This is a genomic window from Actinomycetospora rhizophila (assembly GCF_042657905.1).
Taxonomy (GTDB): domain Bacteria; phylum Actinomycetota; class Actinomycetes; order Mycobacteriales; family Pseudonocardiaceae; genus Actinomycetospora; species Actinomycetospora rhizophila.
Window position 1 is genome coordinate 1 of record NZ_JBHSKG010000034.1, and the last position, 12,553, is coordinate 12,553.

The 12,553-nt window shown below is 76.8% G+C and carries 12 protein-coding genes; 6 read left to right on the top strand and 6 right to left on the bottom strand.

Going from position 1 to position 12,553, the window contains the following annotated elements:
* The first annotated feature begins 324 nt into the window (after positions 1-324).
* On the top strand, positions 325-1,851 hold the full coding sequence (locus ACFPK1_RS32880; RefSeq protein WP_378025142.1) for a hypothetical protein: 1,527 nt from the start codon (positions 325-327) through the stop codon (positions 1,849-1,851).
* On the opposite strand, the gene ACFPK1_RS32885 is transcribed toward ACFPK1_RS32880, so the two are convergent.
* Positions 1,842-2,153 (bottom strand): cupin domain-containing protein, encoded by a 312-nt coding sequence (locus ACFPK1_RS32885; RefSeq protein ID WP_378025143.1) that lies wholly within the window; start codon positions 2,151-2,153, stop codon positions 1,842-1,844. The genes ACFPK1_RS32880 and ACFPK1_RS32885 overlap by 10 nt on opposite strands.
* A gap of 163 nt (positions 2,154-2,316) precedes the next feature.
* Here ACFPK1_RS32885 and ACFPK1_RS32890 point away from each other — a divergent pair, with 163 nt between their 5' ends.
* Positions 2,317-3,300 carry a sugar-binding transcriptional regulator gene (locus tag ACFPK1_RS32890; protein ID WP_378025144.1) on the top strand — a complete coding sequence of 328 codons (984 nt, stop codon included), beginning with the start codon at positions 2,317-2,319 and terminating at the stop codon, positions 3,298-3,300.
* On the opposite strand, the gene ACFPK1_RS32895 is transcribed toward ACFPK1_RS32890, so the two are convergent.
* Entirely contained in the window at positions 3,261-3,443 is a 183-nt protein-coding gene (locus ACFPK1_RS32895) for a hypothetical protein (RefSeq protein WP_378025145.1), read from the bottom strand. The genes ACFPK1_RS32890 and ACFPK1_RS32895 overlap by 40 nt on opposite strands.
* Before the next feature lie 392 nt (positions 3,444-3,835).
* On the opposite strand from ACFPK1_RS32895, the gene ACFPK1_RS32900 reads away from it, so the two are divergent.
* On the top strand, positions 3,836-5,593 hold the full coding sequence (locus ACFPK1_RS32900; RefSeq protein ID WP_378025146.1) for a proline--tRNA ligase: 1,758 nt from the start codon (positions 3,836-3,838) through the stop codon (positions 5,591-5,593).
* Positions 5,594-5,893: 300 nt separating this feature from the next.
* Here the strand turns inward: ACFPK1_RS32900 and ACFPK1_RS32905 are convergent, their stop codons facing one another.
* Together ACFPK1_RS32905 and ACFPK1_RS32910 are read right to left on the bottom strand one after the other, a co-directional pair.
* Entirely contained in the window at positions 5,894-7,162 is a 1,269-nt protein-coding gene (locus ACFPK1_RS32905) for an MFS transporter (protein WP_378025147.1), read from the bottom strand.
* Entirely contained in the window at positions 7,159-7,815 is a 657-nt protein-coding gene (locus ACFPK1_RS32910; RefSeq protein ID WP_378025148.1) for an HAD-IA family hydrolase, read from the bottom strand. The genes ACFPK1_RS32905 and ACFPK1_RS32910 overlap by 4 nt, the downstream gene beginning before the upstream one ends.
* 54 nt (positions 7,816-7,869) lie before the next feature.
* Between ACFPK1_RS32910 and ACFPK1_RS32915 the strand changes: the two genes are divergently transcribed.
* A complete protein-coding gene (locus ACFPK1_RS32915) occupies positions 7,870-9,072 on the top strand; it encodes an ROK family transcriptional regulator (protein WP_378025149.1) in 1,203 nt (400 codons plus the stop codon).
* A gap of 47 nt (positions 9,073-9,119) precedes the next feature.
* Here ACFPK1_RS32915 and ACFPK1_RS32920 read toward each other — a convergent pair whose 3' ends face one another.
* A complete protein-coding gene (locus ACFPK1_RS32920) occupies positions 9,120-9,530 on the bottom strand; it encodes a secondary thiamine-phosphate synthase enzyme YjbQ (protein WP_378025150.1) in 411 nt (136 codons plus the stop codon).
* 43 nt (positions 9,531-9,573) lie between these two features.
* On the opposite strand from ACFPK1_RS32920, the gene ACFPK1_RS32925 reads away from it, so the two are divergent.
* Positions 9,574-10,383 (top strand): SDR family NAD(P)-dependent oxidoreductase, encoded by an 810-nt coding sequence (locus ACFPK1_RS32925; protein ID WP_378025151.1) that lies wholly within the window; start codon positions 9,574-9,576, stop codon positions 10,381-10,383.
* 96 nt (positions 10,384-10,479) lie between these two features.
* A complete protein-coding gene (locus ACFPK1_RS32930; RefSeq protein WP_378025152.1) occupies positions 10,480-11,874 on the top strand; it encodes a hypothetical protein in 1,395 nt (464 codons plus the stop codon).
* A gap of 51 nt (positions 11,875-11,925) precedes the next feature.
* Here the strand turns inward: ACFPK1_RS32930 and ACFPK1_RS32935 are convergent, their stop codons facing one another.
* Positions 11,926-12,408, bottom strand: a complete 483-nt coding sequence (locus tag ACFPK1_RS32935) for a ferritin-like domain-containing protein (RefSeq protein ID WP_378025153.1) — start codon at positions 12,406-12,408, stop codon at positions 11,926-11,928.
* Positions 12,409-12,553: the final 145 nt, after the last annotated feature.

Genomic DNA, 12,553 nt, shown 5'->3' on the forward strand with positions numbered 1-12,553 from the left:
CCACCACCAACTGATCCACCACGGACACTGGACCATCACCATGACCGACGGCCGGCCCTGGTTCACCCCACCCTGGATCCTCGACCCCGACCGACAACCCCGACCCGGCGGACGACCACACGTCCCCCTCTGAGGCGTCACGCCGTGGCGCCTCCGCGCGTCGCCGAGGCGGAGTGATCTGTGCCCGGTCGTGGGCGTGGCGCGGCGAACACCTCCCCGCGTGTCATGGCGCGGCGCGCCGGATCTCGACGAACGTCCCCCTACCGTGGGCCGGGCGCCGTGGGAGGCCGTGTGCCCGTCGGCGGCGGGAGGGGAGGTGGCCTCGTGGTGGTGGGCACCCGGTGGTGGCGGCGAACCGACGCCGAGCTCGGCGCCGAGGACGTGTGGGGCGGGCCGGACGAGGTGACCCTCGCGCCCGCTCCGCGGGACTCGCCCGACGATCTCGGACGCGACGCCCGCGAGAAGGCGGAGCGCGAGGCTCGCGAGCAGGCCGAGCAAGAAGCGCGCGAGACCGCGGAGCGCGAAGTCCGTGAGCAAGCCGAGCGTGAAGCCCGCGAGCAGGCCGAACGCGAGGCGCGCGAGACCGCGGAGCGTGAGGCCCGCGAACAAGCCGAACGCGAGGCCCGCGAACAAGCCAAACGCGACGCCCGCGAACAGGCCGAACGCGAGGCCCGCGAGCAGGCCGAACGCGAGGCCCGCGAGCAGGCCGAACGCGAGGCCCGCGAGCAGGCCGAACGCGAGGCCCGCGAGCAGGCCGAACGCGAGGCCCGCGAGCAGGCCGAACGCGAGGCCCGCGAGCAGGCCGAACGCGACGCCCGCGAGCAGGCCGAGCGGGAGGCCCGGGAACGCGAAGCCCGCGAACAAGCCGAACGCGAAGCCCGCGAGCAGGCCGAGCGGGAGGCCCGGGAACGCGAAGCCCGCGAGCAAGCCGAGCAGGAACGTGTCGCGACACTGCCCGGCGAGGCGGTGTCGCCGTCCGTCGCCCGCGCGGCCGCGTCCCGCGACGAGGCCGCGCGCAAGGCCGCGAAGGCCGACCGGAAGCGTCGCCGCCGCCGCGTCCTGCTGATCTTCCTGATCGCGCTCGTGGCGGTGGCCGCGGTGTGGATCGTGCCGCGGCTGATCGCGCTCGCGCTGGCGATCGTGACCGCGCTGGGGGGCACGGTCGCGGCGGACGCCCCCGCGACGCCCGTGGCGGCCGCGTCGGCGGCCGGCGCCGCTCCGGCCGCGGCTCCGGCACCGCGCCAGGAACTGCCCCGCGGCGGCACCACCATCGCGCCCGAGCACCGGGTGGTCGTGCTGCGGGCGGCGCCCGGCGTCGCGCCGGCGGAGACGGCCGACCGGGTGGAGAGCACCGCGACCGCGTTCGGCACCACCGACCGGGACGCGCTGCCCGCCGTCGAGCTGCCGGTCGGCGCGGCGGGCGCGGACGGCGCCGCGTGGCAGCAGCTCGCCCTGACCCGCGCGCACCGTCAGCTGCTGGTCCTCGCGGTCCCGACGGGCCCGGCCGGCGTCGTCGCGGCCATCGAGCCGTGGGAGCGCCTGCTGCGCGAGCCCGACGTCGGCCTCGCCCTCGACACGACGACGCCCACGGCGCCCACGGCGCCCCTGCCGCCCGAGCAGCTCGACGCCGCGACGCGGTGGCTCGCCGAGGTGGTCCGGTCGGCGAACCTGCCGCAGAAGCTCCTGGTCGTCCCGGGCACGGCCGGCGCTGCGCCCCCGGAGGTCGCCCTGGTGTCGACCGGCGGCGCGACCCCACCGGCGCTGCGCGGCACCGTCCTGCCGCTCGGCGGGCCCGGCGCCCGCGAGGTCCTCGCGGCGCAGCCCGCGCCGGACGTCGTGCTCTACCGCTGACCCTCCGCGGCGAGCACGAGCAGCTCGGCCGCGCCGACGCCCTCGACCCGGTGCCACGCGCCCCGGGGGACGTGCAGCACCTCGTTCGGCCCGAGCGTGACCGCCGCGCGTCCGTCGACCTCGATCCGGGCGTGGCCGTCGAGCACGATCACGAGCCGGTCGGCGTCGTCGTGGCGCCGGGGCCCGGTCCGGGCGTCCGCGGGCAGCGTGATCCGCACGAGCGACACGTCGCCGTAGCCGTCGTCCGGGCCCACCACCAGGTGCGAGTCGATCGCCGTCTGCTCCGGAGCGGTCGTGCTCATGCGTCTCCTCCTCCGCGTGGTCCCACGCTGCACAGATGAGCGCCGTCAGTACGCGACCGATGGCTGGATTCTCACCTGAGCGCCACTAACGACGCCTGTACCGCAGTACAGAACGACGGCGACACCGTCGTCAAGAGCACCGAGAAGTCTCTACGATGCTCATATGAGCATCGATGCCGCGAGTGCCGCCTGGGGGCCCGGTCGTCGCCTGCTCGCGGCCGGGGTGGCGCACCGCTTCCACGTGCTCGGGCGCACGAAGGTCGAGATCGCCCGGGAGCTCGGCATGAGCCGGTTCGCCGTGGCCCGCCTGCTCGACGCGGCGCAGGAGCGGGGCCTCGTGCGCATCGAGGTCAGCGCCGGCGACGACCTCGACCACCGGGCCTCGGAGGAGCTCGCCGCCACCTACGGCCTGCGCCGCGCCCTGGTCACCCCACGGGACGGCCGCACCGAGGTCGCCGACCTCACGGCGAAACTGCTCACCGAGATCGTGGGTCCCGACGACGTCCTCGGGCTGGCGTGGTCACGGACGATCAACGAGGCGGTCGACGCGCTGACGGCCCTGCCGCCGTGCACCGTCGTCCAGCTCTGCGGGGCGTACTCGCTGCCGTGGCGGTCGGACACGTCGGCGGAGACGGTCGCGCGGGTCGGCGCCCTGTGCGGGGGGCCGACGTTCCCGATCTACGCCCCGCTCGTGCTGCCCGACGACCAGACGGCGCGCACGCTGCGGGAGCAGCCGGGGGTGGCCGACGCCTTCGCCCGGTTCGCCGACCTCACCGTCGCGGTGATCTCCGTCGGCGCCTGGAGCCCGGAGCTCTCGACGGTGCACGACGTCCTCGACGAGGACGAGCGCGCGGCCCTGGGGGAGCGGGGCGTGGTCGGCGAGGTGGTGGCGCTCCCGTTCGACGCGGAGGGCCGTGTGCTCGACGTCGACCTCGCGCGGCGCGTGCTCGCCATCGACGAGGCGGCACTGCGGGCGGTCGAGGAGGTGATCGTGCTGGTCGCCGAGCCGGCGCGGGCCCGGGCGGCCGACGCCCTGCTGCGCTCGGGGCTGGCGAGCACGCTGGTCACCGACGCGGCCACCGCGGCCGTGCTGCGGGCACCGGGGGCTCAGTCCGGCCAGGTCGTCGAGCGCCGCGCGAGGTCGTAGAGCGCCTCGGGCTCCCCGTACCCGAGGGTCTCGGGCAGCATCGCGAGCCGGTCGGCCAGCCCGTCGCCGGTCGCGGCGAGGACCTCCGCCGGGTCCGGGTCGCCGCCGACGAGGCCGTCGGGGCACACGAGCACCCCGTACACCCGCGGCGTGGTCCGCCGCCGCAGCGCTCCCCGAGCGGGATGTCGGCGAGCGCGCGCCACGGCACGCCCGCCGTGGCGATCCGCGAGAGCCGTCGCAGCCCCCGCGGGTTCACGACGGCGTCGACGGCGTCGGCCAGCGGACCGGAGCCGGCCCGCCGCCCCAGGTCCTCCCACCCCACCCCGAGCAGCTCCGCGAGCGCCCGGTGCCAGAGCGTGTGTCGGTCGCGATCACCCGAGTAGGCGATGTTCGCCCCGCACAGCGAGCACGAACGCCCCTCGCCGAAGCCCCACTCGTAGGTCGGTTCGTCGGCGACGAGCCTGCGGGCCTGGTCGGGGTCCACGCGGAGCACGGTAGGCGCAACCCGCTGGGCGCCCGTCGTTAGGCTCGGAACATGGCACGAGGGGTCACGCGGATGTCCGGTCTGTTCCTGCGCACGCTGCGCGAGGACCCGGCCGACGCCGAGGTGATCAGCCACAAGCTCCTCGTGCGCGCGGGCTACGTCCGCCGGGTCGCGCCGGGCATCTACTCGTGGCTGCCGCTGGGCATGAAGGTCCTGCGCCGCGTCGAGAAGATCATCCGCGACGAGATGGACGCGATCGGCGGCCAGGAGGTGCACTTCCCGGCCCTGCTGCCCCGCGAGCCCTACGAGGCGACCGGCCGCTGGACCGAGTACGGCGACACGCTCTTCCGCCTCAAGGACCGCAAGAAGGCCGACTACCTGCTCGGCCCCACGCACGAGGAGCTGTTCACCCTCATGGTCAAGGGGGAGACCAGCTCCTACCGCGACTTCCCGGTGACGCTCTACCAGGTCCAGAACAAGTACCGCGACGAGGAGCGCCCCCGCGCGGGCATCCTGCGCGGGCGCGAGTTCGTCATGAAGGACTCGTACTCGTTCGACCTCACCGACGAGGGCCTGCGCGAGTCGTACGCGAAGCACCGCGAGGCCTACCAGCGGATCTTCGCGCGGCTCGGGCTCGAGGTGCAGATCGTCTCGGCGATGTCGGGCGCGATGGGCGGCTCGGCGTCCGAGGAGTTCCTCGCCCCCTGCGATGCCGGTGAGGACACCTACGTGCGCTGCCCCGCGACGGGCTTCGCCGCCAACGTCGAGGCCGTCACGACGCCCGCGCCGCCCGAGCAGCCGGTCGAGGACAAGCCCGAGGCCGTCGTGTACGACACCCCGGACACGCCGACGATCGACACGCTCGTCGACCACGTGAACGGCCTGGGGCTGGCCGATGACGACGGGGTCAGGACCTTCACCGCCGCCGACACCCTCAAGAACGTCATGGTCAAGACGCGGCTGCCCGGGGCGACGGAGTGGACGCTGCTCGGCGTCGGCGTCCCCGGCGACCGCGAGGTCGACATGAAGCGTCTGGAGGCGTCCGTCGCGCCCGCCGAGGTCGCGCTGCTCGAGGACGCCGACTTCGCCGCGAACCGCTTCCTGACCAAGGGCTACATCGGCCCGGTGGGGCTCGCGAAGAACGGCGTGCGCTACCTCGTCGACCCCCGCATCGTCACCGGGACGGCCTGGGTCACCGGCGCCGACGAGGACGGCCGGCACGTCGTCGACCTCGTCGCGGGCCGCGACTTCACCCCCGACGGGACGATCGAGGCCGCCGAGGTCCGCGAGGGCGACCCCTCGCCCGACGGCGGCGGGCCCCTGGTCGCCGCGCGCGGCATCGAGATGGGCCACATCTTCCAGCTCGGCCGCAAGTACGCCGAGGCGCTGGGGCTCACCGCGCTGGGCGCCGACGGCAAGCCGGCGACGGTGACGATGGGCTCGTACGGCGTCGGGGTCACCCGCGCGGTCGCCGCGATCGCCGAGCAGCACGCCGACGCCAAGGGCCTCGTGTGGCCCGCCGAGGTGGCGCCGTACGCGGTGCACATCGTGATCGCCGGCAAGGACCCCGCTCAGGCCGAGGCCGCGACGGGGATCGCCGAGGGTCTCGCCGCCGCGGGGCTCGACGTCCTGCTCGACGACCGCAAGGCCTCGCCGGGCGTCAAGTTCGCCGACGCCGAGCTGCTGGGGATGCCGACCACGGTCACCGTCGGCCGCGGCCTGGCGAACGGCGTCGTCGAGGTCACCGACCGCGCCTCGGGCGAGCGCCGCGAGGTGCCCGTCGACGACGTGGTCGCCGAGCTGAGCTAGACCCCGACCGGCCGCGTCGCACGGCGAGCTGTTCGAAGCGCCGCGAGTCGACGTCGTCGGCCGGGATCGTGAGGCGGTAGCCACCGGCGCCGCCGGCGAGGCACGATGCGAGGGCGCGGGGACGGGTCGGTTCGAGGATGCGGCGCAGGCGCCAGAGGTGGTTCTCCACGCTGGACGTGCTGGCGTCCGCGTCGTATCCCCAGCCCGCGGCCACGAGGTCCTCGACCGCCACGCGCCGGTGGGGCGTGCCCCGCCGGCGTCGCCGGGATCGCCACGGCGCACTCACGCCGCTCCCGCGGGTCACGTCGTGGCCGTGTGCCGCTCCAGACCCACCGACACCGCGAGGACGCCGAGGCCCAGCAGCGGCAGGACCGCGCCGACCGCGGCGGGGGCGTCGTAGCCCAGGCCGGCGGCGAGCACGAGGCCGCCGAGCGCCGCGCCGACCGCGTTGGCCACGTTGAACGCCGAGTGGAAGCTCGCGGCGGCCAGGGACGGGCCCTCGGCGGCGAAGTCGATGAGCCGGCCCATGAGGGCGGGGCCGGCCGACATGCCGACGAAGCCCAGCGCGAACAGGCCGACGGTCGCGGCGATCGCGTCGTGCGCGGCCAGCGTGAACGCCAGCAGCACGGCGGCGTAGACGACCAGCGCGACCGCGATCGTGGCCCGCGGGGCCCTCTCGGCGAAGCGGCCGCCGGCGACGTTGCCGATCGTCATGCCCACGCCGAGCGCACCGAGCAGCAGCGGGATGGTCGTCGCCGACACCCCGGCCTGGTTGGTCAGGATCGGGTTGATGTAGCTGTAGACCGCGAAGAGCCCGCCGAACCCGGCGGCGATGACCCCCAGGGTGAGCCAGACCTGCGGCCGGGTCAGGGCGGTGAGCTCGCTGCGCAGGCTGCCGCCGCCGGCCTCCTTCGGGCTCGGCACGAGCGTGACGACGGCGAGCACCGTGATCAGCGCGATGACCGTGACGGCGACGTAGGCGCTGCGCCACCCGAAGGTCTCGCCCAGCCACGTCGCGGCGGGGACGCCGATGATGTTCGCGACCGTCAGGCCCAGCATCACCGTGGCCAGCGCGCGGGCGCGCCGCTCCGGGGGCACGAGCGCCGCCCCGAGCACCGCGGCGGTGCCGAAGTACGCGCCGTGCGGCAGCCCGGACAGGAAGCGCAGGCCCACGAAGGGCAGGAACGACGGCGCGATCGCCGACAGCGCGTTGGCGACGACGAGGAAGACGGCCAGGGCCACCACGAGCTTCTTGCGCGGCCACCGGGCGCCGACCATGGCGATCAGCGGGGCGCCGACGACGACGCCGATGGCGTAGGCGCTGATCGCGATGCCCGCGGTGGGCACCGAGACCCCGAGGTCGGAGGCGAAGCCGGGCAGCACGCCCATGCTCGCGAACTCGGTGGTGCCGATGGCCAGGCCGCCGAGCGACAGGGCGGCGAGGCTGACCCAGGCGGGCACGCGCGAGCGCCGCGTCGGGCGCTCCGGCGGCCGGACCGGCGCGGGCGACGCGGTGTGCGTCTCGGTGTGCGTCTCGGTGCCGGCCTCGGTGGCGGTGGGCGGGGTCATGCGGTCACCTCCCGGGAGATCAGGGCGCGGATGTCGTGCAGGGTGTCGACGGCCAGGTCGGCGGGCTCGCCGCGCAGGCCGGCGACGGTGGCGCCCGCGGCCCGGCCGGCGGCGACGCCGACCGCGGAGTCCTCGACGACGAGGCACTCGGTGGGGTCGACGCCCAGGAAGTCGGCGGCGCGCAGGTAGCCCTCGGGGTCCGGCTTGCCCTGCGCGACCAGGTCGCGGGGCACGAGCACCGGGAACGGCAGGCCGGCGGCCCCGAGCCGGGCGCGCGCCAGCTCGGTGTCGGCGCTGGTGACGACCGCCCACGGCGTGAACGTCGCCTCGAGGTCGGCCAGGAGCTCGGGGGCGCCCGGCGCGGCGACGACGTCGGCGAGGTCGACGTACTCGTGCTCGAGGTGGTCGCGGGTGGCGGCGGCGACCAGGGCCTCGTCGAGGTCGGGGCGCACGCGCCGGACCGTGCTCTCGGCGGGGTGGCCGGCCATGACCGCGAGGACCGCGGCCGGGTCGGCGCCCCAGCGGCGCGCCCAGGAGCGCCAGGAGCGCTCGACGGCGGCGTCGGAATCGACCAGGGTGCCGTCCATGTCCAGCAGCACGGCCGCGAAGGCGCCGGCCGCCGGGCGGTCGAGCACCGCGGGCTGCAGCGTCACGGCGGGTCCTTCCTGCGGATTGAATATTCTCGGTATCCGAGCATAATCGGCACCATGACCGCGTCAACGGAGACGGGACGTGAGCCCGGTCGCGCCCGCGTCGACCGGTGGCGCACCAAGGCGGAGGTCCTCGGGGAGGTCCGGCGCCGCCCGGGCCTCACGCGCGTCGAGCTCGCGCGGCGCCTCGGGCTGTCCAGCGCGACGGTCACCGAGACGGTCACGCGGCTGCGCGACGCGGGCTGGCTCTGCGAGCACCGCGCCCCGGTCCGGGGCCGCGGGCGCCCGACCACCACGCTCCTGCCCGCCCCCGACGGCCCGCGGGTGGTGGCGGTCGACCTGCGCCACGAGGACTGGCGCGTCGGCCTCGCCGGGCTCGACGGCCGGGTCACCGAGGTCGTGACCGCGCGCCACGACCGCGACCCCGAGCACGTCGCCGCCGCCCTGCGCGCCGCCGTCGGCGAGGTCGCCGGGGGGCACCGCACGGTCGCCGTCGGGCTCGCCGCGCCCGCGCCGGTCTCCGACGACGGCCTCGTCCGCGCCACCGAGCTGGCCTGGGACGGCGTCGACCTCGCGCCGATCACCGCGGCGCTGGACGCGGGCTGCGGCCCCGACCCCGTCGCGCTGCGCGTGGGCAACGACGCGACGCTCGCCGGGGTCGCCGAGGCCCGCACCGGCGCGGCGGCGGGGGCGGCGACCGCGGTGTTCCTCACCGTCGAGGTCGGCCTGGGCGGCGCCCTGCTGCTCGACGGCCGCCCGCACCTCGGGGCGCACGGGCAGGCGGGGGAGTACGGCCACCTGCCCTTCGGCGATCCCGCGCGGCCGTGCCCGTGCGGGGCGCGGGGCTGCTGGGGGCCCGAGGTGGACGGCCGCGCGCTGGCCCGCCGCCTCGGCGAGCCGGTGCCGGGCGACCCGCGCTCGTACGCCGTCGCGGTGCTCGGGCGCGCGGCCGCGGGCGAGCCCGGCGCCGTCGACGCCGTCGGCGGGGTCGCCGCCGCGCTCGGCCGGGGCGTCGCCGGGCTGGTGCACGTCCACGACCCCGACGTCGTGGTGCTCGGCGGCCTCGCCCGGGGGCTGCGGGCCGCGCCGGGGTTCGACGAGGCCTACGTCGGCGCGCTCATGGCCTTCCGCCGCGAGCACCCGGTGCCCGTGCTCGACGCGGTGCACGGCGACGACGGGGCGCTGCACGGGGCCGCGGCCCTGGCGCTCGACCACGCCACGAGCCCCGAGGGCCTCGCCGACTCCTGCGAGCCCGCCTGACCGGCCCTGCTCATCCGGCCCGGCCCTGCTCATCCGGCCCGGCCTGCTCATCCGGCGAGGAAGCTCAGCCGCACCTTCCGGCTCGGGTTGTCGGTGTTCGTGTCGACGAGGCACACCGACTGCCAGGTGCCCAGCGCCAGCCGGCCGCCGAGCACGGGCACCGACATCGACGGCGCCACGAGCGCGGGCAGGACGTGGTCGCGGCCGTGGCCCGGCGAGCCGTGGCGGTGCGACCACCGGTCGTCGGCGGGCAGGAGCTCGCGCAGCTGGGTCAGCAGGTCGCCGTCGCTGCCGGCGCCGGTCTCGATGATCGCCACCCCGGCCGTGGCGTGCGGGACGAAGACGTGCAGCAGGCCGTCGGGCGACCCGGCCGCCGCGGCGAACCGCGTGCAGTCCTGCGTGATGTCCCGGACGGTCTCGCGGTCGCCGGTGCGGACCTCGATCTCCTCGCTGTACACGGCCGCCGAGGGTAGGCGTCGCACGCTGGTCCAGAATGCCGCCGTGCATCCCGATCACGGACAGGGCCGCGTGGCCGTCGCGGTCGTCACCGGCGCGGGCCGCGGCATCGGCGCCGGTCTCGCCGCCGCGCTCTCGGCCCGCGGCCACCACCTCGTGGTGACCGACGTCGACGCCGCCGCCGCGCAGGCCACCGCCGACGCCCTCGACGGCCCCGCCACGGCGATGCCCCTCGACGTGCGCGACCCGTCGGCGCACCGGGCGGTCGCGCTGGCCGCCGCCGGGATCGGTGACGTCACGGTGTGGGTGAACAACGCCGGGGTGCTGACGACGGCCTCGGTGTGGGAGTCCACCGACGAGGAGGTCACGGCCACCTTCGAGATCAACACCCTGGGCGTGGTGCACGGCTGCCGCGCGGCGGTGGAGGTCATGCGCCGCGGCGACGTCCTCAACCTCGTCTCGCTCTCGGGGCTCGGTCCGACGCCGGGCTTCGCGACCTACGGCGCCAGCAAGGCCGCGGCGCTGAGCTACTCGCAGGCCCTCGACATCGAGCTGGCCTCGGTGCGCCGGCCGATCCGCGTGCGGGCGCTCTGCCCGGACGTGGTGGACACCTCGCTGGTCAGCAAGGTGGCCCACCGCCCCAGCGCGGCGCTGCTGTTCACGGGCACGCGGCTGCTCTCGGTGGACGAGGTCGTCGACGCGGGGATGGGGATGCTGGGCTCCCACCGGGCCATGCGTACCGTGCCGGGCTGGCGCGCGGCGCTCCAACGGACCTCGGCGGCGCTGCCGGGGTTCGCGAGGGTCGCCGTCCCGCTGGTCGCCCGCATGGGGGAGCGGCGGCGGTTGTCGAGGTAGCCGGGGTCGCGACCCGCCGGGCGGGGGTCGTGATCGGTTCGTGACCCGTTCGGCTACGTTGAGCGCGGTCCATGTCCCCCGAACGTGGAGGATCGGATGCTGGTGCTGGCCCCCGATCCCCGTCTCGGCATCGCTCCGGAGCGGGTGGCGACGGTGCGCGCCCTGCTCGAGGAGGCGGAGCGCGGGGCCCCGGTGCCCGGTGTCGCGGTGGCGCTGCCGGGCGGACCCGACGGCCCGCTCGACGCGGTCATGCTGCGCCCCGACGGCGTCCTCGGCCTCGCGGCGCTGCCCGCGGGCGAGCGCGAGCTGGCCCGGGAGTCGGTCGCGGCCGGCGGCGGGCCGGGTCCCGAGCCCGTCGCGTCCGGCGGCACCCCGGCCGGTGGTGGGCCGACGGTCCAGACCGTCCTCGACGAGCTCGACCGCCTGCTGCGCCTCGCCGACCCGCCGTGCGCCGCGCCCCGCCGCGTGCTGCCCAGCGTCGGTGAGGAGGACGACACCCGCGCCGCGCTGACCGCGCCGGTGGGCTCCTTCCGCGTCATCGACGTCGCCGACCTGCGCCGCCTCCTGCACGCGTTCCGCCTCGGCGACCACGTCCCCGACGACCACCGCCTCGCCGAGGCAGGCTTCCTCGCCCCGGACACCCCCGCCCTGCGGGCCGGCGCGGCGCCCGAGACCACGCCGGTGCCCGTCCAGGACGCGGGCTCCTCACCGGCCTCCCCGTCCGCCTCCCAGTCCGACGGCCGTGCCCCGCTCCCGCGCACCGGCCGCCTGCCGTCCTCCGCCGCCTCCGCCGCCTCCGCCCCCGAGTCGTCCGGGCCCCCGGCCGGCACGCCGTCCGGGAGCGGCGGGAGCGACGGCGGCATCGGCGGGCTCGCCCGCGCCGGGCGCGCGGCGCGGGCCGCGCGCGGGCGCTACGGGCGCCGCATGCCCGACTGGGTCTGGGGCTGGCGCGGCCTGACCGTCGCCGCCGTCGCCGCCTTCCTCGTCGCGCTCGGCCTGGCCGTCCTCGTCGGCCGCGTGGCCGTCGGCGGCGACCCGCCCGCCGACGCGGCGGTGACCCGCGTCGTCGACGGCGTCACCTACACCCGCCAGGTCGCCACCAGCGACACCTCGTGCGAGGGCCACGCCTACAACCAGGCGGCGTCGTTCCTGCGCGAGCGGGGCTGCCTGCACCTCGACCGCTCGCTGTGGTCGGGCAACGCCGAGGGCCAGGAGGTGGTGGTCGCCGTGGCCACCGTGCAGCTGGCCGACACCACCACGGCGACGGCGTTCCGCTCGCTGGTCGACAGCAACGGCACCGGCAACGTCTCGGACCTCCTGCGCGAGGGACGGGGCTACCCCGGCGCCCCGGCCGCGCTGAGCGGCCAGGGCTACGCCTCGGCGCAGCTCGGCGACCGCGTCGTCGTCGCCGAGGCCGACGGCATCGACACCGACTTCACCGACGGCGAGGCCCTCGACCGCATCTCCCGCGCGGGGCTCGCCCTGCGGTGAGGGCGCTCCGCGCCTCGTGAGTGATATAGGTCGTCCGACGACCCATATCACTCACGTGGCGGAGCCATCCCCCGGGAAGGCGGGGACCAGCGGTGTGCGCCCGGCGATCCGCCGCCACGTCACCGACGTCGTCGCGGCCGCGGTGACCGCGTCGAGCGCGAGGCGCCGCAGCTCGCCCCCGGTGTCGGGCTCCGTGCGCTCGGCGACCGCGCGCCAGGCGGCGGCCACGTCGTCCTCGGCGACGGTCGCGAGCACGGCGGCCGAGGTCGCGTCGGTCACCGGCGACGGCGGGCGGTAGGCCGCGGCGGCGGTCGGCGGGGTGACGCCCTCGCGGGCGAGCAGGGCCACCACGGCGTCGCGCCGCTCGCGGTGGGCGAGCGACGCGGCGGTGATCGCGGGGGCGTTCGCGGCCGGCAGGAACGCCGACACGAGCCCGTAGCTCCACACCGCGGCGTGCTCGGTGCCCAGCGCGGCGAAGACGGCGGCGCGCAGGTCGTCGGAGAGCGCCGGCGGCGGGGTCGTCGGGGTCGTCATGCGAGCACCGTCGCCTGGCCGGCGCAGCTCGCCGCCACCGAGGTGAGCAGCCCGCAGCGGTACGACGCCGTGGTCAGCGCCAGCGCCCCGGCCGCGTCACGGGCGGAGCCCAGCGAGCCCCGTCGCGCGGTCGCGGCCGCCGCGG